The 22,847-nt window shown below is 46.9% G+C and carries 19 protein-coding genes, 1 tRNA gene and 1 pseudogene; 13 read left to right on the top strand and 8 right to left on the bottom strand.

Annotated features, from left to right (window positions below):
* The first annotated feature begins 275 nt into the window (after nucleotides 1-275).
* Entirely contained in the window at nucleotides 276-1,766 is a 1,491-nt protein-coding gene (locus tag HER31_RS12935; protein WP_238786826.1) for a coiled-coil domain-containing protein, read from the top strand.
* A gap of 391 nt (nucleotides 1,767-2,157) precedes the next feature.
* Nucleotides 2,158-2,682, top strand: a complete 525-nt coding sequence (locus HER31_RS12930; protein ID WP_168660979.1) for a pilus assembly FimT family protein — start codon at nucleotides 2,158-2,160, stop codon at nucleotides 2,680-2,682.
* Nucleotides 2,683-2,799: 117 nt separating this feature from the next.
* Here the strand turns inward: HER31_RS12930 and HER31_RS12925 are convergent, their stop codons facing one another.
* The 3 genes from HER31_RS12925 to HER31_RS12915 all read right to left on the bottom strand — a co-directional run bounded on the left by HER31_RS12925 (nucleotide 2,800) and on the right by HER31_RS12915 (nucleotide 5,867).
* Complete coding sequence (locus HER31_RS12925; RefSeq protein ID WP_168660978.1) at nucleotides 2,800-3,117, bottom strand: cytochrome c3 family protein; 318 nt, start codon at nucleotides 3,115-3,117, stop codon at nucleotides 2,800-2,802.
* Between the two features lies 1 nt (nucleotide 3,118).
* Nucleotides 3,119-4,822, bottom strand: a complete 1,704-nt coding sequence (locus HER31_RS12920) for an FAD-dependent oxidoreductase (protein WP_168663333.1) — start codon at nucleotides 4,820-4,822, stop codon at nucleotides 3,119-3,121.
* A 373-nt stretch (nucleotides 4,823-5,195) separates the two neighbouring features.
* Nucleotides 5,196-5,867: a TetR/AcrR family transcriptional regulator gene (locus HER31_RS12915; RefSeq protein ID WP_168660977.1), complete on the bottom strand. Its 672-nt coding sequence runs from the start codon at nucleotides 5,865-5,867 to the stop codon at nucleotides 5,196-5,198.
* A gap of 650 nt (nucleotides 5,868-6,517) precedes the next feature.
* Here HER31_RS12915 and HER31_RS12910 point away from each other — a divergent pair.
* The 7 genes and pseudogenes from HER31_RS12910 to HER31_RS12885 all read left to right on the top strand — a co-directional run bounded on the left by HER31_RS12910 (nucleotide 6,518) and on the right by HER31_RS12885 (nucleotide 12,997).
* Nucleotides 6,518-6,594, top strand: a tRNA-Ile gene (locus HER31_RS12910).
* A 222-nt stretch (nucleotides 6,595-6,816) separates the two neighbouring features.
* Nucleotides 6,817-7,022: pseudogene (locus HER31_RS18840) on the top strand (IS3 family transposase); the annotation flags it as partial.
* 352 nt (nucleotides 7,023-7,374) lie between these two features.
* Nucleotides 7,375-8,337 carry a helix-turn-helix transcriptional regulator gene (locus HER31_RS12905; protein WP_168660976.1) on the top strand — a complete coding sequence of 321 codons (963 nt, stop codon included), beginning with the start codon at nucleotides 7,375-7,377 and terminating at the stop codon, nucleotides 8,335-8,337.
* Nucleotides 8,338-8,979: 642 nt separating this feature from the next.
* The gene (locus HER31_RS12900; RefSeq protein WP_168660975.1) at nucleotides 8,980-9,831 is read left to right on the top strand and encodes a hypothetical protein; all 852 of its coding nucleotides are present in this window, start codon (nucleotides 8,980-8,982) and stop codon (nucleotides 9,829-9,831) included.
* Nucleotides 9,831-11,264: a hypothetical protein gene (locus tag HER31_RS12895; protein WP_168660974.1), complete on the top strand. Its 1,434-nt coding sequence runs from the start codon at nucleotides 9,831-9,833 to the stop codon at nucleotides 11,262-11,264. Before HER31_RS12900 ends, HER31_RS12895 begins: the two co-directional genes overlap by 1 nt.
* Before the next feature lie 435 nt (nucleotides 11,265-11,699).
* Nucleotides 11,700-12,593, top strand: coding sequence for a GGDEF domain-containing protein (locus tag HER31_RS12890; protein ID WP_168660973.1), 894 nt, complete (start codon nucleotides 11,700-11,702; stop codon nucleotides 12,591-12,593).
* A gap of 152 nt (nucleotides 12,594-12,745) precedes the next feature.
* Complete coding sequence (locus HER31_RS12885; RefSeq protein ID WP_168660972.1) at nucleotides 12,746-12,997, top strand: DDE-type integrase/transposase/recombinase; 252 nt, start codon at nucleotides 12,746-12,748, stop codon at nucleotides 12,995-12,997.
* Between the two features lie 615 nt (nucleotides 12,998-13,612).
* Here the strand turns inward: HER31_RS12885 and HER31_RS12880 are convergent.
* Nucleotides 13,613-15,655, bottom strand: a complete 2,043-nt coding sequence (locus tag HER31_RS12880; protein ID WP_168660971.1) for an AAA family ATPase — start codon at nucleotides 15,653-15,655, stop codon at nucleotides 13,613-13,615.
* 831 nt (nucleotides 15,656-16,486) lie between these two features.
* Nucleotides 16,487-16,726: a hypothetical protein gene (locus HER31_RS19035; protein ID WP_476702596.1), complete on the bottom strand. Its 240-nt coding sequence runs from the start codon at nucleotides 16,724-16,726 to the stop codon at nucleotides 16,487-16,489.
* A gap of 102 nt (nucleotides 16,727-16,828) precedes the next feature.
* Between HER31_RS19035 and HER31_RS12875 the strand changes: the two genes are divergently transcribed.
* From HER31_RS12875 to HER31_RS12860, 4 genes are all read left to right on the top strand, one after another.
* Nucleotides 16,829-17,245, top strand: coding sequence for a helix-turn-helix domain-containing protein (locus HER31_RS12875; protein WP_168660970.1), 417 nt, complete (start codon nucleotides 16,829-16,831; stop codon nucleotides 17,243-17,245).
* Nucleotides 17,246-17,254: 9 nt separating this feature from the next.
* Nucleotides 17,255-19,501 (top strand): VIT domain-containing protein, encoded by a 2,247-nt coding sequence (locus HER31_RS12870; protein ID WP_168660969.1) that lies wholly within the window; start codon nucleotides 17,255-17,257, stop codon nucleotides 19,499-19,501.
* 265 nt (nucleotides 19,502-19,766) lie between these two features.
* Nucleotides 19,767-20,066 (top strand): helix-turn-helix domain-containing protein, encoded by a 300-nt coding sequence (locus HER31_RS12865; RefSeq protein ID WP_168660968.1) that lies wholly within the window; start codon nucleotides 19,767-19,769, stop codon nucleotides 20,064-20,066.
* Complete coding sequence (locus HER31_RS12860; protein WP_168660967.1) at nucleotides 20,063-20,299, top strand: hypothetical protein; 237 nt, start codon at nucleotides 20,063-20,065, stop codon at nucleotides 20,297-20,299. Before HER31_RS12865 ends, HER31_RS12860 begins: the two co-directional genes overlap by 4 nt.
* Before the next feature lie 95 nt (nucleotides 20,300-20,394).
* Here HER31_RS12860 and HER31_RS12855 read toward each other — a convergent pair whose 3' ends face one another.
* The 3 genes from HER31_RS12855 to HER31_RS12845 are packed head-to-tail and all read right to left on the bottom strand — an operon-like array spanning nucleotide 20,395 to nucleotide 22,520.
* A complete protein-coding gene (locus HER31_RS12855) occupies nucleotides 20,395-21,120 on the bottom strand; it encodes an amino acid ABC transporter ATP-binding protein (protein WP_168660966.1) in 726 nt (241 codons plus the stop codon).
* Nucleotides 21,113-21,790, bottom strand: a complete 678-nt coding sequence (locus HER31_RS12850) for an amino acid ABC transporter permease (RefSeq protein WP_168660965.1) — start codon at nucleotides 21,788-21,790, stop codon at nucleotides 21,113-21,115. Before HER31_RS12850 ends, HER31_RS12855 begins: the two co-directional genes overlap by 8 nt.
* A 4-nt stretch (nucleotides 21,791-21,794) precedes the next feature.
* Nucleotides 21,795-22,520, bottom strand: coding sequence for a basic amino acid ABC transporter substrate-binding protein (locus HER31_RS12845; RefSeq protein ID WP_168660964.1), 726 nt, complete (start codon nucleotides 22,518-22,520; stop codon nucleotides 21,795-21,797).
* Between the last annotated feature and the right edge of the window lie 327 nt (nucleotides 22,521-22,847).

Here is a 22,847-nt window from a genome sequence, read left to right as displayed (position 1 = left end):
CTAGTGGCTCATAAATATAAAGTGGGGATGGCGAATCAAGAGAGCTTATGATACCGTTATAATTTATATTATACTAAATTATTTGTGGTGTAATGTTAAAGTGTCGTGTATGTAATGATGTTTAGTTTAGGTAAGCAAACAAAAACCTTGTTACAACATTAACCATAACAGTGCTGTAATGTTCATAATAGATAAATCATGAATGTTAATAGCTAAAATCAGTGCTTATTTTATTATTATGAATAAGTTCTGGTAATTTAATAAGTTATTTAATGATGAATAAAAATATTCAATCTTCACTTGATGAAAAGAAAGTTATCGAGCTAAACCAGTACTCAGGGGTGCTTCGTAAAGTCGCCTGGGCTATCGAGTTTGTTGTTGTTTTCATTGGTTTATGTATCTCTGTTTTTCTGGTTCTAAACTCCGGTACGCAAACAAGTGCATTCATCCTAGCAGCACCATTCGTGATGATTTCTATCGTTGAGTTAGCGAAAATCCCTTTTGTGGTAGGCCTTTGGCATGCGCGAAAGTCATTTCCACTCTACTTGGTTATGATCACCCTGTTATGTACGCTGACCTTTGAAACCCTGCTGAACGGTTTTGAACGGGCATTCTCATCGATTAACGAAGGCATCAATATCAAAGAGATTGAGATAAGCCGACTAGAAAGCAATATCGAAGCAAACCTTAACAGTATCGATGTTATTGCTGCTGATTATAAAAATGAATCTAATAAATATGATTTAGAAGAAGCGGATATTAACGACACCTACCAACAGGCTTACACCAGTGCTGTCGAAGACAACAAAGTGAAGTCAAAAAGCATTCCAGTTTTGTTAAGTTCGCTTAATATAGCCAAACAAGAATTAATTGACTTGAAAGTAGAAAAGGCCAACCTTTTACTCGAATTAGCTCAAAAGAAAGAAGAAAAATTTAAAGATAGTATTCAGCGCCTAGATAACTCTGATAATGCAGTCAGCGATGAGCGTAAACGCTTATTATCTGAATTACAAACTCTTAAGATCGCTAAAGAGCAAGCAATTAACGATGCTAACTTCTTTACCCGTGGTAGTGTTAAAATTGAATACGACAAAAAGATCCGCTACACCAACGATCAATTAAATAATATTAACAACCGTACCCTTACCGGCGATAAGCCAGATGAACAGTTCGAATCCGTTAAGTTTCTTGATAACTATTACTCAGATCTACTGTCTATCAAAGATGATTTGATTGCACAAAAATCTGCAGCTGTTGCTAGCCTAAATAGCCAATATGTAACGGCAAGTAAGGCCAGTTACCGTCAGCTTGAGTCACTTAAGAGTAAGTTGCTAGCAAACCGTAACGCCCAGCTGGACAGCGTAGATGCAGAACGTGAGGAGTTGGATAATGAATTTAAGAATCAAAAGCTAACCATTAACTCTCTGTTAAAAGAGAATAATCAGCTGCACTTCGATATTCGCCGTACCGAGATTGAAACCAACTCACTGGCACTATCGAATCAGATCTACCGCATGGCTTCCTACATTGATAACGTCGACAACTATAAAGAGATTAAGAAAAATAGCTTAACTCTAGTTGGCTTGATTTGGTTCGGTTCGTTGGCCTTTATCGGCTCAATTACCGGCGTAGCGTTAACCCTTTCTGGACTGCATCTTAAAAGTTTGGCAGATAAAATCGCCCTGAAACGGGAGCAGGCCACTCAATTAGCTCAAGCAGATACAGCACAAGTTGCTTCAAATAGCGGTAATACTAGCGTTAGCTAAGTAGTATCGTGATTACCCAGCCGACTCATTTACACTATAAAATGAGTCGGTTTTTTAGCCTCATGTAAATTAGCTTCCCTTACTTTATCTAACCCCATTACTCGCTAATAATGTTGATTGGATATCAATAATCTAGGCGTTTCTGTCAACACTGCAGCAGCTGCATTTCGTTGCTATTATTTTTAGCTAACCACCAAATATTAATATTACTTTTAACTTTATTAACCATATTAATCAGCTAAAAAAGTGCTGTTACTTACTGGTACTGGGCTATACAAGCTGTGAATAACCATCATTTGGTGGAATATGGCAAAAGCAATGAGAGATCTAGAACTAATAGTGAGCACGTGCGACTCTAGAGGTAGTTGGCTCATCCACTTAGGGCAGTACTATGGATAGATCGAGTACGGGTTATTCCCTGGTTGAATTAGTTGTCACCATCGTGTTAATAGCCTTGTTAAGTGCTGTAGCGGTGCCTAAATTCATCTCTTTGTCGCAAGACAGCAAAGCGAGCGCCTTAGCTGGGGTAGCTAGTGCCATGCGTAGTGGTTTACAGATGATTTATGCCAAAAGCAGCGCTGTTGATCAGGATGGGGTTAGTGGCACGATAGTGATCGATGGAGTTGATATACCGCTGCATAACGGTTATCCCGCAGTGGATGGAGATGATGGATTTGAGGAAATTAACCAACAGGTTAAGGCTTGGCTTGATATCGATAGCGTCCCTCGAGATGAGGCAATCTTGAACCCAACCAACGCAACCTTCTTTACTGATAAGTCATCAGCAAGCAATTGGATTTTTATCTTTTTCACTGAAGATAGGGCGGTCAAAAGCACTAGGTTTTTATGTTATGTGCTTTACACAAATAGTGGTGACGAAGGCCCTACAGTGACCATCTACTCTTCCGATTGTTGATTTAATTAAATTGATTGCGAATTATAATTATTTAGGCACTAAAAAAGCTGATTTAACATGACATAAAGTCATTAGTTAAATCAGCTTGCAAGTCAATAAAACTTAAATTCAAGTCAGCTAGTTTTTGAGTGCTGGCTTATAGTCATGACAGTATGAGCAGTAATTTTTTTCAACTTTGTTTTGTTGGTGACAATTGGTGCAATCTACGTAACCGCCATGAATTGAATCATGCGGATTCCACTTTCCTAGATGAGCCGTGTTTTCAGCGTTCTCTTGGTATGAGCCGTGGCACTCCATACATTGTTGAGCGGTATCAAACCCTTGGTGCATACTGTCAATTTCGGTTGCACTACTCGCCGCTAATGCGACATTAGAGCTCATGATTAAGAATGACGCGAGTAAGAGGGAATATTTACTTTTAGAGGAAAATAGCATCTTAAGCTCCTTTAACTGCATGCTTAGCTGATAAATAACCGAAGGTAATGGCACGCCCTATGGATGTACCTGGTATGTGACGGGGATAGTTACCAGAGAAGAAATCTCCAGATGCATTACCAGCGGCATAAAGCCCTTTGATAGCTTCACCCTTTTCGTTTAATACCCTGCCGTTCTCATCAATAATTAGACCACTTACTGTTGCAAGGATTACACTGTTACATAGCAAGGCATAATATTTTTTACCATTAAACTCTTTCGCAAACTCCATATCACGATTGAAGTCTGCATCAACGCCTTTAAGCTTGAAGGAGTTAAATTTTTCTATTGTATTTACCAAATTTCCATTAGGAACATCTAGTGCGGCTTCTAACTCGCGTGGGCTATTCCCTTCGAATAACCATCCTTTAGCTTTTAAGGTTTCGAATGAAGCTATTGCTTTGTCAAAAATATCCTTGTTTTTTGAAATCATCGTGTCATCAAACAGCAGCCAACTCTTTTTACCTTGTGTTGCCTGTCTGTTGGTTGCGTTTGATATTGACTGGAATGCAACGTCTTCGCGAACAAAACGTTTTCCTTCATCATTAACAATGGCGTAGAGACCCATTGCTCTTAATGTACGGACCGCAGGAATATGAAACGACTCAGGGCTACCAAAAGTAAAGTTCATAACAGAATGAGGAACCGGATCCATAGCTGCGCCAACCTTTAACCCCATCATATGTCCATCACCGGTCGTTCCCCAAGAAGGGTTCCACCAAGAGGCTGATGAGTAATCTTCTGGTCGCAAAAATGCTTTCATCATTTCAGGGTTAGCATCATAGCCGCCGGAGGCAAGAATAACGCCTTTGTTTGTATTTACTTTAATGTACTCGTTATTTTCTTTGGCGATAACACCAGTTACTTGACCTGAGCCATTAGTTACTAATTGCACCGCTGGAGTACTATATTTAGTCTCGATGTTAGGGTGTTTCATCGCGGTGTTAGCGAGATCTTTGATAATTTGAACCCCAACAAAGCCACTTCTGAACTTAACATTTTTTGGCAATCCAGGAGTGTTGTAGAACATACATTCGGCATCAATTACAGGTGCACCAGTGTTCGGGTACTTAGGCTTTAATGGCATTGGAGAAATTACCACTCCTCGCTCGCCCTTATTAAACATTTTCTCCATGAAGTCAGTTGCTTCGCCTGATTTTTCTACGTATGTCCGGACTACATCTGGACCAATACGGTAGTCAGCTGAACGGTGAATTTCATCGAGCAATTCAGCTTTATTGGTTTTAATGTTTGCTTCTCTTTGGGTTCGTGAATCAACGCTACCAAAGCATTCGAAAATACCTCGACCCTTGGTCATTTTCTCAAGTAGGACAACCTTAGCGCCGTCTTCAGCTGCTTTTAGTGCTGCAATCAAACCTGCAATACCACCACCAACAACTGCAACATCAAAATCATACGATTTAGCTATTTCACTATTACTTATTTTACGATCTTCAAAGCCGATAGGGCCTTTTGGCCCTGGTGATGTACCTTTCTTGGTATAAATCGAATTTACATCATCGCCATATATTTCTTCGTAAACACTTTTTGGGTTATTTTCCATCGCGTTAGCCGAGAAAGATGTACCCATTACCGCTGCAACACTTGAAGCGCCAGCACCTTTGATGAACTTACGTCTTGATAGGTTAGCTTTTGAATTATTCATATGTATCTCCTAAAATAAATAATGCGATTTGACCTGTTAGTGATGTTTGCTTTATTAGTGGAACTGTTTTTATTATAATTTCTGTTTTGTGGTTAGTTACGTCTGCGATAGGGCATAGCAAGCCCAGCCATTAATTAATGGTAGCCGTTTCGTCCAAGGATTAAATAACACTTGGTAGTAGAGTTATATTGATTGCATCAACGGCGACACTAGTAATTAATATATTGTCGCCTTGTGTTTTTGGGCGCTGATTGGCTGATAATTTATTTGTGTAGAATAACTTTCAAGCTGCAAGTGTGTAAATGTTTCTTGGGGGTTGCAGTAGTCTGTTTTATATTTTTCTGGACAGAAAGTTATATCAATACTGTAGTTGCTATTGTTCTCGATTTAACAGGAATTCATTGATTAAATTAAATGACTCGTCAAATTTCATTTTGGACCCTAAACTGAAGCCGGAAATAGTGATTGAGTTAAAATCATTGTAGAGCTCCTCGAGCGTCATACTAATACAGTTTTTAAGGTATGGTTCATTTGAAATCGAGCTAACAATGCCTCTGGCATGTATACGATATGCATTTACAAGCCGGTGTACTTCTTTTGCTGTAGCGATATCATCATTTACGAATTCATCCTCTATTTTTTTAAAGGTTTCATTCAATTCTGACAGCGATAATTTTAGTTGGTCTAGTAAATCGTTAGAGCCAAAATGATAAACACTAGGAGTTGCAGAGATTAATGATATTCTGTCGCTATCACTATGGTTCATTGCAACTCTAACCACGTCGTACATGCAAGCAAGTACCATCTTGTCATTTGGGGCTAAGTCTTTCAGCGACAGTAAATATTGATTAAATGTTGTTATTTCATCAATATTTTTAATGTATATACCAATAATCAAGTTTTCTTTACTGTCAAAGTTGCAATACAGTGTTGATTTTGAACAGCAACAGTGTTTTGCTAGTTTTGTAAATGAAAAAGAAGAGAGGCCTTCTGTAGCAATTAATATTGCGGCATTTTTAAGTATTTTATCTTTAATGTTAGCCATACTGCCCTCTCAAATCTATAATGGATGTTATTGATATCAGATGATGGTGACAGTGACATTAATCACACTTGATTAGTACTATTTGTACTACTTTCAGTTGCTGCTGTATTGTTTCCTTTGGCGGATGCTTCGGGGCGGCGAAGAACTGTTTTTAGTTCGTTAATTTACAGCCTTAAACGTCAAGTTTGCTCGAATAAACTATCGCATTCACCTTAGCTCTTCTATATATGCTATTGATGAGAATGTGCTTAAGTCAGGCTGTTACTGCTAGCCACTCTGTATTCAAGCGATTACCACCACAGTGGTGTTGTCATGGTAGACCATATTTTTAACATTTAGAGTGCGGCATTCTCTGCCTTATATCGCGTTAACTGCAGCACCTACATAACTCAAACTGGTATGCTTTGGTCGCAGCTTGATGGGGATGATGGTGGTATTGCTGTGGATGAGGCTGGTAGATACCCACTGCTGATTCGTCCTGTCATCGTTCAACTATCTCTGCCACAGATACCCATTAGATAAATGTTCTGCTCATTTGTTAGTCACTTGCACCATCTGTTGGATTTTCAATAGCCTGCACTAATGACAACCCCGAATTGACCTCGTATAATCATCCGCTATCTACCGCAGCAGCAGTACGATGACAATCAGGCCCCTTAGCTCAGTTGGTTAGAGCGCGCGACTCATAATCGCTCGGTCCACGGTTCAAGTCCGTGAGGGGCCACCATATACAGTAAGGCGTAGCAGGTTAGTAACCGCTACGCCTTTTTTGTATCTTAATTCCTGTGTAGCAATATGTAGCGGATCGACGTTGGCATAAGGACCAAATAGGGTTAAACAACCGTAGCCTTTTGGCACTGAGTTACGAGAATAAATACTTGGACTCTCACTCTCACTCTCACTCTCACTCTCACTCTCACAGCAACCCATCTTGAGTTAACTCCGACGATACAGCGATCGCGGGAGCCACTACTGCTCGTTGGCTTTCAGAGCGCTGCCAACAAAGTATGAACACCTTCAAAGCATAAGCTTACGGGCAGTTACTGGGACAATGCCTGCGTCGAGAGATTGTTCCATTCGCTAATAATCGAGGCGAGCCAATATGAACCAATCATGAATCGTGAAACGATGCGGCAGACCGTATTTGAATATATTTAGGTTGATTACAACAGAACGAGAAGGCGCAGTGCTCTTGGCTATATCAGCCCAGAAAACGATTAACTAAAGAACAGAGCTTAGTGTGGTGCTCACTTTTACTGGCTCGAATTATTGGCTCAATATGATTGCTCTGTGTGTAATTTGATATGGGCTATGAAGCTATGGGGCTGCAGATTTCTGAGGTGAAATTGCGGCTGCTGTTGCTGGGATGGTAGGGCACTTTTGTGGCTAGATAAAAATCCACTATCGCGGGCTAGGTAACGGACTATTGAGGACGATGCGTTACAATATCGTAGCGGTGTGATACCGCCACAACATGCTGTTTTATCTTGCTTATAGTGATTGTCTTATGTCAAAAATCCCCCCCAATATCCGTATTGCTCAACTCGCTAAGATGTTGCTCGATGGCCAATGCCTTGAGAAACATGCTCTGGCCGCGCAGTTTAATGTAGACGAGAAAACCATTCGGCGTGACTTCGCTGCACTGGCGGTACTGGGTACCACCAAAACATCGGCTGGCACGGTGATGACCAACCCGCTGCACAAACAAGTAGCGCAGTTGGCTGATTTGGGCGGGTTGTCAGAATACCAGCGACTGCGCAGGTTGGCACTGGAGCGGGTCGAGTTGGATAAGCACAGCGAGACCGTGCGGCAGCGCCAGCTGGAAAAACACCGCGCTTTTGTCGACAGTATTACCGATGTGGCGAAGCCGAAGGCAGCGCAAACGCTGGAGCAAGATAAGCGGTTTATCGCACTATTTGATGCGATTGAGCGACGCCAAACGCTGAGCTTCAGCTATCGTCGGTCGGATGGGCAAAAGAAGCATTATGAAGGTGTGCAGCCCTACTTCATTCGCCGTTATGAGTCGGCATATTACGTGGTCTGCTTCCATCAGGAGATTATCAAACCATTTCGGCTTGAAGGCTTAGAGCGGTTGGTCGTGGGGGCATGTTTTCCCCTTGTGCCAGAGGTGCTCAGTCGGATCCAGGCCAGAGACACCATCTACTTTGGTAAGACGACTCCGGCCAAGATTTGGGTCGCGAACGACGCCATTCACTATTTCGAGCGTAAGCAGCTGTTACCCAACCAGCAATCCGGATTTGTGACCTTTCGAGGGGGCTACATTATCGATTGTGCCTATAGTGCTGAAGTCGAAATACTGCCGATCATCAAGCATTGGTTGCCGCGGATTAAGGTATTGGCACCGAAGGCATTGCGTGATGCCTTAATGGATGATCTACAACGCTATTTAGCCGAGCCCCAACTTGAGCCGGCGGCCAGTTGGAGCCCGAAAGAAAAGGCTGTGTCGTAGTTAGCTGTTGAAGTTTATCTTAAGCCTTGGGCTGTACCGATTGCGGTGCTTTAGGGGAGGATGTCGCGGTGGCGACGGCACATTCTTGTATCCATTAGGGGGAGCTTCGCCCCTTTTGCCTTAGGTCGCAGTCCAAAATGCTTTATTGGACTGCTCCAATGCGGCAGAAGATCAACGACGGCAGTGCTTAACCCCTTGTATCGGAGCTCGCCTAGCCGGTGAACAGTATTGGAAGAACAACACTTAGTTGCTATACAGCCAAAGAAAATGCCATAGGGTGAACACGCGTGATGAGCCGATTTTGATGTAACACTCTTGCCTTAAGCCGAGCAAGGTATTCGTCGATCCTGACGGCAAACCGCCCGTTTAGTTCCTTTTATAAATCATTACAGTGATGCCACTGCACAACTCGTTGAGTTATGCGGTGGCATCTGTATTTCTGGGCCTCGCCTCGAAAGCTCATTTATCTATGGACGCTGCATGTCCACCTCTCTGTCGCAAGATTTGCTTGCCCACAAACAAGTCAGAACATCGTGTTAATTTCATTTTTTTTCAATGAAATGGATGTCGTTCAAAGTTCTGGACGGGCAGATGAGATACAACCCTCGTTCAAATCACCATTGCCATTAAGAGGTAAGTGCAATGTTCAATAACGACATGAAAAAAGAAGCATTGGCGAAGCTAGAGAAGAGCTTCGAAAGTTATACCAGCCGCGTTGATTACGTGATGAAGCAGTCCGAGAAGCTGATGAACCTGCGGATCGACAGTGGCAAAGAGGTGATCCAGCAGGTTGAAGATTACATCAATGGCATGGCTAATACGCCGAAGTCTTTCGACAAGAGCGTGACCGAGTACAAAGCGGAGTTTCGCTGCTTCAATGAATCGCTGCAGCAAATCGAGTTGGAGGCCAGCAGTGCCGACTTTAAAGCCAAGTCAGGTGCGGCGGGTGGCGTTGCCGTTGGTGCTGGCGTTGCAGCGTTTGCGCCTACCGCGGCAATGGCGCTGGCAACGACGTTTGGCACCGCTTCTACTGGCACTGCGATAGCCTCATTAGGTGGTGCAGCGGCTACTAATGCTGCGCTGGCTTGGCTTGGCGGGGGAGCGCTAACAGCTGGTGGCGCTGGCATGGCAGGTGGACAGTTGCTACTAGGCCTAGCTGGACCTATTGGATGGGCAATTGGGGCCACATCGGTGCTTGGCGGCAGTTTCTTCATGCGTAAGAAAAACCGTGAAATTGCCGAAGAAGCCAATAACAAGCGCAAAGAAGTAGAAACCTACAACCGTGCCCTTAACGCGGCTAAGCGTGAAATCAAAGGGCTGCTTGAGCTGACTGAATCCCATGTCAAAGGGGTGAATGATCTGTTGTTTAGCCTAAGCAACGACGCACCAAAGGACTACAGCCAGTTTAATGCAGAGCAAAAAGATCAGTTAACCGCGTTGGTAAACCACATCCGCGCATTATCTGAGCTGCTTAATAAGCGCGTTTCTGCCTAATGGAACGGCAGTCGACTAAGGCTGCTCGCGATCAAGCGGTAGGCCAGGCGGCAGAAGCCGCCAATTTGTTGCGGCAACAGGCCGAACAGCAGGCGTTGAATGCTCAGCAAACTGCGTTTGCACAGGCGCAGCAACAGGTTGAGCAGGTGCGTCAATTTGTTGGATCGCCTGAGAACATCTTAGGCAGTGAATTGACTAAGCATGGCGAGATTGCTGAACAGGTCGAGATCGGCGTGCGCAACGCCCGGGCTATTATGGATGGCGAAGCGACGCCGGGCACTTTTGAAGGAGTGGGTCGACTGGCGCCAGAAGACTACCTGCTTGATGGTGCTCAGGTGCAGTCGAAATTCATTAATGGAGCCAGTAATAACCTAACTCATGTACTTGACCACATGGACAAGTATCAGGATTTTGGCCGCGATGGCTCGTTTTATCACATCCCCAAGGATCATTACGCCAACATCGAAAAAGTGATGAATGGCGACGTGCCAGAGGGGATGCATAGCCGCACCGTTTCAGCCATCCGCAGCAAGATTGACGAAATTGAAGCGCAAAGTGGTAGGCCTTTTACTGAGGTGGTGAAACCTGGACTGTCTGATTACAGCGAGGTGCAGCAAGGGCAGGTGCACAATACGTTGGAGGGTCATGATGCGGACTTAGCACAACGGCATGAACAACAAAGCGCTGAAATCCAGCAGCAGCATCAAGCCTCTTGGCAAGAAGGCGCGCAAGTTGCGGTGGTTGCTGGTGCGGTGGCAGGTGGGATCTGTTTTGGTACACAGCTCTATGCTAAATATCGCGAAGGAAAGAACCCGTTTAAGGGCGATTTGAGCCGTGACGAGTGGCGTGAAATAGGCATTGAAACCGCCAAAGGCACAGCCGGTGGTGCGGTGACCGGTGCCGCTATTTATGGTTTAACTAACTACGCAAGTATGAGCGCACCGCTGGCGGCATCGGTAGTCAGCGCGGTAAAAGGTGTGGGCTCATTAGCACTGGACTACCAGCAAGGTCGCATCGATGGCGAGCAATTTGTGGAGATGGGGTTAGCCGTCTGCGCCGATTCGGCGATTGTCGGGGTGGCTTCAGTCGCAGGTCAAGCTCTGATCCCAATTCCAGTAGTCGGGGCGGTGATTGGCTCGATGGCAGGTAAGTTGTTGGCTGACTTTGCCACCGGCAAGACAAAAGCCTTAGCTCAGCAAGCCGCGGCGGAGATGAAGGCTTTCATTGCTCAGCTGGATGCAAAATATCGGGACCTGATTGCGCAGATAGAGAACGCCTTCGCCAAGTTAGGGGCACTAACTCAGGCTGCATTTGATCCTGCCAATAATCAACGCCTAGTTGAAACCAGCTTGGAGTTGGCGCGCGCTTATGGCGTTAAGGAGTCAGCACTTATCCGTACTCACGCCGAGCTTGATGAGTTTATATTGGCTTAGCTGATTGTTCGATAAATGATGCCAGTCCATTGATGGGCTGGCCTTTTTTTAGGCTGTGTCGTAGTTAGCTGTTGAAGTTTATCTTACCCCTTCGGCTTCACGGATTGCGGTGTTTTAGGGGACTATGTCGTGGTGGCGATGGTACATTCTTGTATGCATTAGGGGGAGCTTTGCCCCCTTTGCCTTAGGTCTCAGTCCAAAACGCTTCGCTGAACTGCTCCAATGCGGCAGAAGAACAACGGCGGTAGTTAGCGCTTTCCCCTTGTATCAAAACTCGCCTAGCCGGTGCTTTAACAGCATTGGAAAGAATAACACTCAGTTGGCACACAGCCTTTTTATCCCTCAGTGGACACTCCGTGTCCGCTCTCTTGCTCGAAGATAACCCTAGCGCTCGACACTGAGCTGTTATCAACACTAAGAGTAACGGAGAGACGTATGTCTGATGTCATCACCCTAAACCGCAACCTGTTCGATCATCTGGCGAATGAGTTGCAGGTCGGGCTTATGCTGCTGGATAGCAAACAACGCCTGATCAGCTGGAATCAGCCGTTGGCACGGTATACCGGCATAGCCGCTGTGCAGGCCATCGGTAAAACGCCCAAGGAGCTGTTAAAGCGTCGAGCCGAGCAATGGGTCGTCAATAAATTGGAGCGCAAAATTGTGAAGTCCAAGCTGGGCAAGCTCTGGGAAGAGCCGAACAGTGTCTTGTTGGCTGAGCCTTGGATGAAACTGGGCGACGTTGATCTGTACCACGAGATCAGTGACGGTGAAGGCAACGAGTACAGCGCGGCCTTGGTGTATGGGATCAATGCGCTGATCAACGAAAACCAACTGCTGCACGAGGCCAACAGCCGGCTTAAACAGCAAGCCCGGCTCGACAGCTTTACCGGACTGTTAGAGAAAACCACTTGGTTGGGCCAGGTGGAGCAGGAGCTTGGATTAAGCCATCAGCAGGGGGGGCAGTCGACCCTAATGATCATGGACTTTAACGGCTTTAAACAGATCAACGATAACCACGGCCATGTGGCGGGCGATAAGGCACTTAAGTTTGTTGCCGATTTGCTCAAGCAGAACATACGCCAGCAAGATCTGGCCTGTCGCTGGGGCGGTGATGAGTTCACCCTATTGCTGCCCAATACCGAGACTGAGGATGCGCAACAGATTTTTCAGCGTTTTGCTGCTGCGGTGGAACAGCAAGCAGTCCAGGCACTGGGCTTTGAGGTGTCACTGTCGGTGGGCTTGGCGCCGTTGAGCTACCAGTTTCGCAACCCGAGTGATTGGATTAATGCCGCCGATGAAGGCCTATATCAGGCCAAAGCGGAGCGATAAAGATGATGCCGGGTATGGCGGGTCATTCAAGTTGGTGCCCCTCCAATAGCCATTAACGTTGCACCTAACGGCTGTTTAGCTACTTGAGACCGCGCTATCTGCTCATTAGGACAACGCGCTGTTATACCAAGACGTCCAGCAATAAACACTGGATGAAGAAGCGCCATAACCTGTTTTATGAGATGGAGATAAAGCGGCCAGAGCAGGCATTAGTAAGCGATACCACCTATGTACGGAGTGATGAGGGTGTCCACTATCTGTCGCTCGTTACTGACGCTTATTCACGCCGAATCATGGGCTACGAGCTAAGCCATGAGATGAAGGCAGAAGATACAGCTAAGGCACTCAACCGGGCGGTAAGGAGCTGGAGTTACTCAGATGAGTGTATTCATCACTTTGCCTAGGGTTTACTAAAGTAGGCGTGGCAAGCATTAAAGTAGTCGAACATTGGGGCTGACGATCTATTTGTTGGAGTGTTTCTGGCTGAATAATATACCGGTACAGTTGGCGCGGTGTTTCGGGATGTCCTGGCCGCTATCAAGAGCGGCCTGGGACCTTCACCTACCTTGGCGACAAGTAAGGGCGCATGTTGGCTCGAAAGTGAGTTTGCCCAGAGCCACTGTTCACCCAGCAGTAGGTGGCGGAGATACGCCGCTATCAGCGCAATAGAGACCGAGAGTTAACCGGTGATTTGACACTGACAGAGTACTACTAGCATTTGGGTTGGATCGCTCCCAGGTGCCAAACCAATGACACTCGAGTGCGAATGGACGCGTTGTATCAGCAAGGCTTTGCGCTGCGTTGTGTTTGGAGCGGTAAGCCAATAACGAACACTGGAATCTATTGTTTGCCTTAGCCAAAGACAACAATGCCAAACTAGATATGCTGCCCACCTCGGCGTGGTTAAACACTGCCAAGCAGTGGTTGCTGTTGCCGGAGTGGTAGTGGGCTCAAGAAGGTTCATCGACTAAAAAGGCGAAGTCTTCGGACTTCGCCTTTTTAGTGCTTGTTAATAATGTTTACGCCACAAACCCAACCGGGGCTTTGTGGCCTTTGTTTTTATTGATTACAGTAAGTTCTATTAGTGCTTGCTCTGCAGATAGATCCGGTTCGAGTCGCTCAATGCGGCGGCGGATCACAGCAAAGTCTCCAGTGGTTAAGAAGCTTAGCGAATCGAGAGCTCGTTGATGCTTACCATAAGCTTGTGGGCCGAATTGATTGGTGAATAACGTGCGTATAGCTTGCTTGGTTAAGTAATCGAATTGCAGCACTGCGTCAAAGCGGCGTCGAACTGCGGGGTCGAGGTGTTCTGCAAAGTTGGTGGAGGCAATCAATATGCCGTCAAAGCGTTCGATCTGCACCAGTAATTCATTCACCTGCGTCGTCTCCCAGCTGTGCTGATGGCCATGGCGGTCAGACAACAAGCTGTCGATTTCATCAAGCAATAGAATCGCACGAGATTGCCGTGCAGCAGCAAAGGCTTGCGCTAATTTGGTTTCAGTTCCACCAACGTACTTGTCGAGCAGATCAGATGCAGTTTTAGCAACAATAGGTCGTGATAATTGCTGTGCGATATAGTGCGCTAAAGCGGTTTTTCCTGTCCCTGGTGGCCCCTCTAACAACAGGTTGGCTTGGCCGATCTTTTGTACTTGGGGTAGCATTTTTTCCAATGCTGGGCCGTTGTAATTGAGTACTGCTGGGTTAAAAGATACAGCCGGTTGGTAGGTTGGTTTTGGCTTTTGCTTACTCAGCTGCAAGATAGTGCTTAGTTGGTTACCAATGAAAGACTCCGCAGCGCGACCCGATAGCATTGCAAGCTTGGCTGACTGCACATACTTGCTAAGGTGGCCCACGGTTACGGTTTGTTCTTTGGCGAGTTCAAGCAGGAATTTCTGAGACAGGCGCAGGCCGCGACTGATTTTACGAAAGCGTCTGAGCTTGAATTCGCAATTGCCAGGTTTCAGTTCCAATACCAGTCCGAAGCGACGTAAGCAGCTGTCAGGAATATCCAAAATTTCGTTGGTGATCCAGATGGCTGGCAGTGGGTTGCTCTCTAGCAACGGGTGCAACTTTGCTTTAACTGAATCACGGTTGCCTAGCGACTCAGGGAATAGGTCTTCGCATTCATCAATCAGTAACAATCCATTGGTATGCCGGCCTTGCAACCGATAGAAATTACTCATGTCGCGCAGGCGTTTATTGCCGTTGCATAGTTCGGTGCTGTCGAGATCTACACTTATGCTGTCGATGCTGAACAGTGGCCGTTTCAATGCGTTGGCTAGGGTGCAGCTAAAGCTGGTTTTGCCTGTGCCAGGAGGCCCAAACAATAGAATGTTGGCCCCCGGTTGACCCTGTTGTTGCGCACCTTGTAGATAGCGGAAGCATAATGTCGCGGTGTCTTCATCGAATGCGGTTAATGGTAAGTGCGCCGGATCGGTTACGGTCTGCATAGTGGGCACAAGCAATTTTAGTAACTGATTTCCTGGATAATTAACAATGGACCACGCTTCACTTTCATCCAGTTGAATGCAGTATTCAAAGCTGTGGTAGGAACTGCTCTGAGGCTGCTTAAGCCAATCGAGTTGTACCAGAATCGGTTGCTGTTCAAATAACTCAAGCAATATCTGTTTGTTGATGCCGCTAAGACCCGCCAGTTGAGCTAATGGCTCGCCATCTTGACCCGCCAGCATAGATTGTAGTGGCGCTGATAAAGCGGTTATTACGATCAACTCAAGGATTTGGTGCTCCAACGCCGATAGCTTTAATTCTGTGGCAACTCGGCCGATGGCGGCGAGGGCTGATTGGGTGTTGTGCGTGGCGCTGGGGAGAATCAATTTATCCCGCTGCCAAGCGGAAATGATCTGAGTTTTAAATTGATTTTTTTGTAGTGATTCGGGTAGCAAAAACAGCTGTTTGGCATCGGCAAGTTTTAGCTCGCTGAGTGCGTCTTCATCGCCGTCGCAGAAGTCTAAAATACGCTTGGCGAGATCGGCACAAAGTGGTTGTAATGCACCGCTATCAAATTGTGCATTAGTTTGAGTGGCACCTTGGGATTGAGTCACATATTACTCCATAGACATATGCTGGCTAAAGGCCAGCAAGTGCGGCGCATCGCGCCGAATGTATGACCTGCTCTTTTGTTAGATTACAACGAGCGGTCACCTATTTTTATGAGTTATACGTTCTTCCATTTTGCCTACTTGATAGCCATGCGTTCGTATTAAGGGTAAAGCAGATTAACATTAATTATTATGATAATCAGTAGTTTATTCCATGATCAATGGTCTTTATCTGTGTTTGTTTTTCATACCGCGCCACTTGCCGTCACCGCGCCTTACCAGCAGTGCTCATGCGGCTTGTGGTTCCTCAGTGGCCAAGCTATCCCTGCGGGGCCTTGGCCTTTAAGTATTGCGACACGGAAGCGCCGGTTTTGTTGGCGCCGGGGGCGAATCGTTACCAATACTCGAAACCATGTGGGCTCGGCTAGCCAGTGCGGGCCAGAGTTTCGGTAGTTTCGCTTGAGGCGGCTACGGCCATCGCGGTCTCTACGATTGTTGTGCTGAGACAAAGCGTTGCTCCTATTGAATGATTCAATGGAAGCCGTAGATCCAGTTTTCTGGTGTTGGTTTTTTCATATTATTCCATCAATTTAGCGCGAAGCCCGATGCTTTGCGGCAGCACCAGGCTTGGAGCGCTGGCTGGCCAACGTTGTTACCGCAGCCTGGCAGCGAGCACCATTGCTGCGGGGGAGGGCTCAGTTAAGGCTGGCATTTTCATTAGCTGCTTAAGAGACAGCCGACGATCGGCGCAGCGCAGAATATCAACCAGCCGCCATGGGTCATCGAACGCTTTGGTGAGCAGTTGTGCCCCGGGAGTGTCGATGTAGTCTCGGATTAATATTGAGATGTCCGGTACATCGGATATGTATGGGTAACAGTCCAATTCACACCGCCGACCAAAATGCTTTGGGTAGTCTCAGATGATCTCTTTTTAAGGGATATCCAATATCGAGGTAGGTCACTGTCGCCGTGTTGGCTGTTCATACGATAAGCACGGCATTGAATCTGAAAGCTGATACTCGGGTCAATGATGTTATACAGCGCTTTCTGTAGCTTGCTCCAAGGTTTTGACATTGGGCTTCCTTACTGGCTTTGGCTCTGTCCATTGAGCCTCCTGTTGAAACAATATAAACGTAACAGTTGATCTTGTCACTAGTGGTGTCTAGTATGGCTGTCATGAAAACGACAAATCGCTACACCTTAAATGAGTTAAGCCAGTTGGTTGAGTTGCCAACGCGCACCGTGCGGTTCTATATCCAAAAGTCGCTGTTGGCAGCGCCAGAGGGCAGTGGCCGAGGGGCCTATTACACCCAGACACACCTTGAACGTTTGCTTGAGATCCGCAAATGGCAGGATGCCGGTTTGTCGCTGGAGCGGATCAAAGAGCTGCTGTTCGATGAAGGCGACAGCAAGCCGTTGCCACCACTCAAACGGCAGCAGCCCGGCGATATTGAGGTGTGCAGCCACATCCATATCGATGAAGGGGTATCGCTCACTCTTAACCCAAGTAAGGCGGGGTTAACCCCGCAGCAAGCCAAACAACTCTCAATGGACGTGATTGAGTTGTATGAACGGATCATCGCTAAGCAGTAAGGAAACATCATGAATGCTGAAATAGGATTGTCGGCAACTACAGGCGAAGGGCTACCGCTAAAAGGAGTCAAAATTGATGCGACTCTACAAGGTATCGTGTCGGAAGTGTCTGTTACCCAGATTTATAAGAATAACGAGCCCACTAATATTGAAGCGGTTTATACCTTTCCGCTGCCAGTGGATGCGGCGTTGCTGGAATTGAGCGTTGAGATCAATGACAAACGGTTTCAAGGCCAAGTGTTGGCGGCAACCAAAGCTGAAGAGGTGTACGAAGACGCCATCGTCAGTGGTGATAGTGCTATTTTGCTGAAAAAGATTCAGCCTGGGTTGTTCAGCGTTAACGTTGGTAACCTGCTGGCGGGTGAGTCGGCCACCATCCATTTCCGTTATGCCCAGTTGCATCGGTGGCAGGGAGACCGGTTGCGCTTCTATCTGCCTACCACATTAGCACCGCGCTACGGCGCCCCTCTTGACGCTGGGCTGGCTGATCATGAGATTCCGCAGCACAGCATCAGCTGCCGGTATCCATTTTCGTTTCAATTATCCATTACCGGTGCGCTCGCAGATGCCCAATGCCATTGCCCAACTCATGCCATCACTCGCAGCATGAATGAGGAAGGTTGTCAGTTAGGCTTGCCAGAGGCGGCGAACGGCATGGATCGCGATCTCATCATCGAGGTAGAGAAACCGGCAAACTATCAAGGTGAAGGTTTTTGGGCTAAAGATGGCGAACAAATGGTGACCCTATCGTCTTTCTACCCGCAGTTACAGGCTGCGACAACTCGAGAGCCTCGCTGCTTTAAGTTGCTTGTAGACTGTTCAGGTTCCATGTCTGGCGACTCCATTCGACAAGCTCGGATGGCTCTGAGCGAAATCGTTAAGCTGTTAGGTGCAGACGATTACTTCAATATCATTCGTTTTGGCCTTCACCATCAAGCACTGTTCCCTGAGTGTATGCCGGCCGATGAAACTAACCTACTTGCGGCAGAGCAATTGTTGACTGAGTTAAATGCCTCATTTGGTGGTACAGAACTTGGCGCAGCGCTGCAGGCATGCTTTGAGCTGAAGGCTCCAGTAGGCATGGGCAACGATATCTTACTGATCACCGATGGTCAGGTCTGGGATTCTGAAAGTCTCATTATTAAAGAGGCGATCAAATCTGAGCAGCGGATATTTACTGTTGGCGTTGGCACTGCCGTCAGTGAAGCTCTGCTCAGTGAGTTGGCCACTAGCACCGGCGGTGCCAGCGAGTTCGTAACCCCAAATGAAGAGATGGGTAAGCGAATCGTGCAGCACTTTAAGCGTATCGCCCAACCGGCGCTAGCGCACAGCCAGGTTCACTACCCGAGTAAACCAAAGCGGTATTCTCCTGAACGATTGGATGGCGTATTCCTTAATGACACCGTGCATCAGTTTGCGTGGTTCGACGATACCTCCGTGGATTCCGCAAAGTTCGACGCCCAGCAGGTCAGCAATGCGGAGAAACTTTCACAGTCTGTTTTATTGCAGGAATGGTCACCAGGCAGTGACACGCTTGCTCGTTTAGCAGCTCATTCTCGGCTTAGTGCTTTGGCAAAAGATGAGGCGACGGCGTTGGCGCTGCAGTACCAGCTAGTCACGGAACATACTTATTGCGTTTGCGTAAAACACAACGAGCAACAGCAAGAGCTGCCATTACCCGAGCTACGCACAGTGCCACACGAATTACCCGCTGGGTTCAGTGGATTGGGTACGGTAGAGCTCGAGCATGTCGTTTCAGCTATGGACTCCCCTCACGATGCTAATTGCATCCCGTCCGATGGGGTAGTGTATTCATCACCTGCATCTCGCGGTGAACCTCGTGAATGTCTCGATATCACGCCATTCTTACGGTGTGAGGCCCCGGTTGATCGACACATCGGTTATTTAGCTGAATCATTAAACCGCAAGTACACCTCTACCAACAGCCTGCAGCTACCGCAGATGGATCTGGATAAGCTCTTTATCTTGGGTGAAGTCACGTGGGTGGTTGATGCGCTGGCGTCTCTGCGTTCCGGTAAGGTGACCGAAGCCCAGCTGGTAGCGGCCTGGCTCAGTGTTTATAACGAGGTGCAAAGCGGTATCCCATTAAGTCGTCACGTCACTCGATTGGTGAAACGACTCTGCCGAGAGCTGGAAGTCAGCGAGCACTTGATTGAAGCGATCCGTAATACCATGGCCAGCGCTAAAGCCAGCCACAAGCAAGGCGGCAACAAGCTTGATGAGTTGACCATTTAAAGGCTTAGTTCAGCACCGTTACATGATGAAAAAGGCGAAGCCTCTTGGCTTCGCCTTTGTATTCAAAGTGCTCATTATTGATACATGTCTATCAATACAACCAGAATGTTGTATCGGCTTAATTTAACAACTTATATGTAGTAAAAATCATTTTTACTACATATAAGTTGTTTTGATGGGCTTTTACTATATCAGTGTTGTTTTTTGTCGACATACTACTTTTATGATGATGTCTGAAGTGCATGGTGTATGAATGGAGCCGTCAATGACGCCTATCAACGAGCTCATAAAGGTATTGATCCACGCCCGGAAGCGAAAGGGGCTGGGTCAGGGCGATTTTGAATCCATGGCTGGGTTCAAGCAGCAGCAGATTTCCCGTATGGAGAAAGGCAATGACATGAAGTTGAGCAACTTTATGGCGTGGGCCGACGCTCTAGGCTACGACGTGACGTTGGTTGAGAGAGGTAAAGGAAACTCAAATGGTAACGACCATACGACTAAACATCGCGAGTCGACTAACTTAATCCATCAGATCCTTGGAAAGTCAGGGAGCGAAGAGCAATGACGCTTAAACGCCAAGAGCCGGTACAAGGGATCTCACTGCATCTGCATGGTGTTCGAGTTGGGGTTGTTGCCCGATTCGCCGGTAACAAGAATATTCTCACCTTTGATCCCGAGTATGCTGCGACCCAATCTGTTGAATTGCCAATCGTTACGCTACAGCAGCACGATTCATTCCCCTTGAATCAAAACTATCCTAGCCGGTGCTTTAACAGCATTGGAAAGAACAACACTTAGTTGGTATACAGCCCTAAAAAAGCCCTCGACCTGTGAAATCGAGGGCTTGGCGTGCCAGCGGTAGCTGGCTAACAACGCAGTGACTCTTGCTGATATCAGCGCAAGACCTTGCTTAGGAACGCTTGGGTACGAGCGTGTTGGGGATTATCAAACAGCTCTGCAGGTGGCTTGTTTTCAACAATCACGCCGCCGTCGATAAACACGACTCTATCTGAAACCTCGCGGGCGAAACCCATCTCGTGAGTAACGATCACCATGGTCATGCCCTGCTGAGCCAGATCTTTCATAACATCAAGCACATCGCCGACCATCTCCGGATCCAGTGCTGAGGTTGGCTCATCAAACAGCATCATGTCTGGCTTCATTGCGAGTGCTCGAGCGATAGCAACACGCTGCTTTTGACCACCGGAAAGGCTGTTCGGGAACACCTCTGCTTTCTCCGCCAAACCCACTTTAGCCAGCAGCTCATGCGCTTGTGCGTCGGCTTGCTCTTGGCTCATTAGCTTGAGTTTAACCGGCGCTAACGTAATGTTCTGCTTTACGGTTAAGTGCGGAAACAGATTAAAGTTCTGGAACACCATACCGACGTTTTGGCGCAGCTTATCTACGCACGCATTGGCGGCGGTAATCGATTCACCTTCAATAATGATGTCACCGCTGGTTGGCTGTTCCAACAGGTTGAGACAGCGTAAAAAGGTACTCTTACCTGAACCTGATGGGCCAATCACACTCACTACTTCACCGGCTTTGATATGCTCGCTGATGCCATTTAATACCTGGTTATCACCGTAGCTTTTATGAAGATTCTGTACCTTAATCACTTTGTTTTAGCCTTTTCTCAAACCGAGTCAACAGGAAGGTGAAGGTATAGGTCAACACCAGGTAGATGGCCGCACAGGTTAGCAGTGGGGCGACATCCTCAAAGGTTCTGGAGCGAATAATTTCTCCTGCCCGCATCAGATCTACACCACCGATAAAGCCAATTACAGCGGTCTCTTTCAGTAACACAATAAATTCGTTACCCAGCGCCGGTAATATCTTTCTGACCGCTTGCGGCATGATCACTGTGGTCATGGTTTGGGCGGCCGATAACCCAAGTGACCGGGCGGCTTCCGCTTGGCCCTTATCGACTGCTTGAATACCAGCACGAATGATTTCCGAGATGTAGGCACCGGAGTTGATCGAGAAGGCGATAATTGCGGCACTGACTTTATCTACATCCAGCGACGCCAAGATGATGAAATAGAGGATAACCAGTTGGATAACCACTGGGGTACCGCGAATAACGCCAACGTATAGATCCGCTGGCCACTTCAGGTACCATTTGCCCGACATCTTCATCAGGGTGGCGGCCACCCCGAGAATAGAACCGAACAGAGTAGCAGCAAAGGTAACCAGTAAGGTGGTCTTTAGACCTTCGAGGATCAGCAACCCGCCAATCAGCCCATCGCTACCGATGGGCGTAAAGAGTGTATCGATAAAGGCTTGCATCGGATTACTTCATGTACTGCGACAGCAGTTGTTGGTAACGGCCGTCGGTTTTCATGTTATCGAGAGTGCTGTTGATCTGGGTCAGTAGCTCATGGTCACCTTTAGCAACAGCGAAGCCGTAGTACTCCGGTGTAAACTCAACTTTGCTCGCTTTCAGCTTCGGCTTACCGGCGATGATGTTCTGTGCCGGTGCTGCATCAAACAGTACCGCGTCAACCTTGCCGTTAGCGAGCTCCATTACCGCTTCAAAGCCAGTGTTAAAAGCGCTGACATCGGTGGTGAAATCCTTCGCCATGGTATCGCCAGTAGTGCCTAACTGAACGGCAATTTTCTTACCTTTGAGCTGCTCGCTGCTGCTGAAATCAACATCGTGATGGCTTATGACCAGTTGGGTTGCTTCGTAATATGGGGTGGAGAAATCAACGTTAGCTTGACGCTCTTCGGTGATGGTCATGCCTGCGGCAATCATGTCGATTTTGCCTGCGTTTAGGGCGACTACCAGTGAGTCAAATTTCATGTCTTTGATGACGAGTTCTTTGCCGGCATCCGCTGCTACCTGTTTAGCTAGGTCGATATCAAAGCCGATGATTTCAGTGCCATTGGCGCCACCCACGTACTCAAATGGTGGGAAGGTGGCGTTGGTACCAACGATAAGTTGATTGGTTTTATCAGCGCCGCAGCCAGTTAGTGCTAAGGCGGAAAATGATAATGCAGCGATGGTCTTTTTCATGATGAAGCTCTCTTTCACAGGTATTGCGTTGCGTTGTTGCAGCGAACTATAAATACCCATGCACACCAAATCAATAGTTATTCACTAAAAGTGTATTGTTATTCGGGAGTCAATTGCTTATTTTTACACCTAAATTTAACTTTTAGTTGGCTATTGTTAATGTCCTGTGATGCTGCAAGCTTATGATTAACATTTTAAATTCTTTTTATTCAATGGTTTATTTCGAGTTGTTGCTCTAATTTGTCATTGCGGTTTAATTTTGCACCGCTGACGTAACTGAGTTGTTGGTTGTATGCATACTTATTCGTTTGCTTGTTTTTTAAACGA

The sequence above is a fragment of the Ferrimonas lipolytica genome, from assembly GCF_012295575.1.
Taxonomy (GTDB): Bacteria; Pseudomonadota; Gammaproteobacteria; order Enterobacterales; family Shewanellaceae; genus Ferrimonas; species Ferrimonas lipolytica.
The sequence above is the reverse complement of the archived record's forward strand: the minus strand, read 5'-3'. Positions and strand labels throughout refer to the sequence as shown.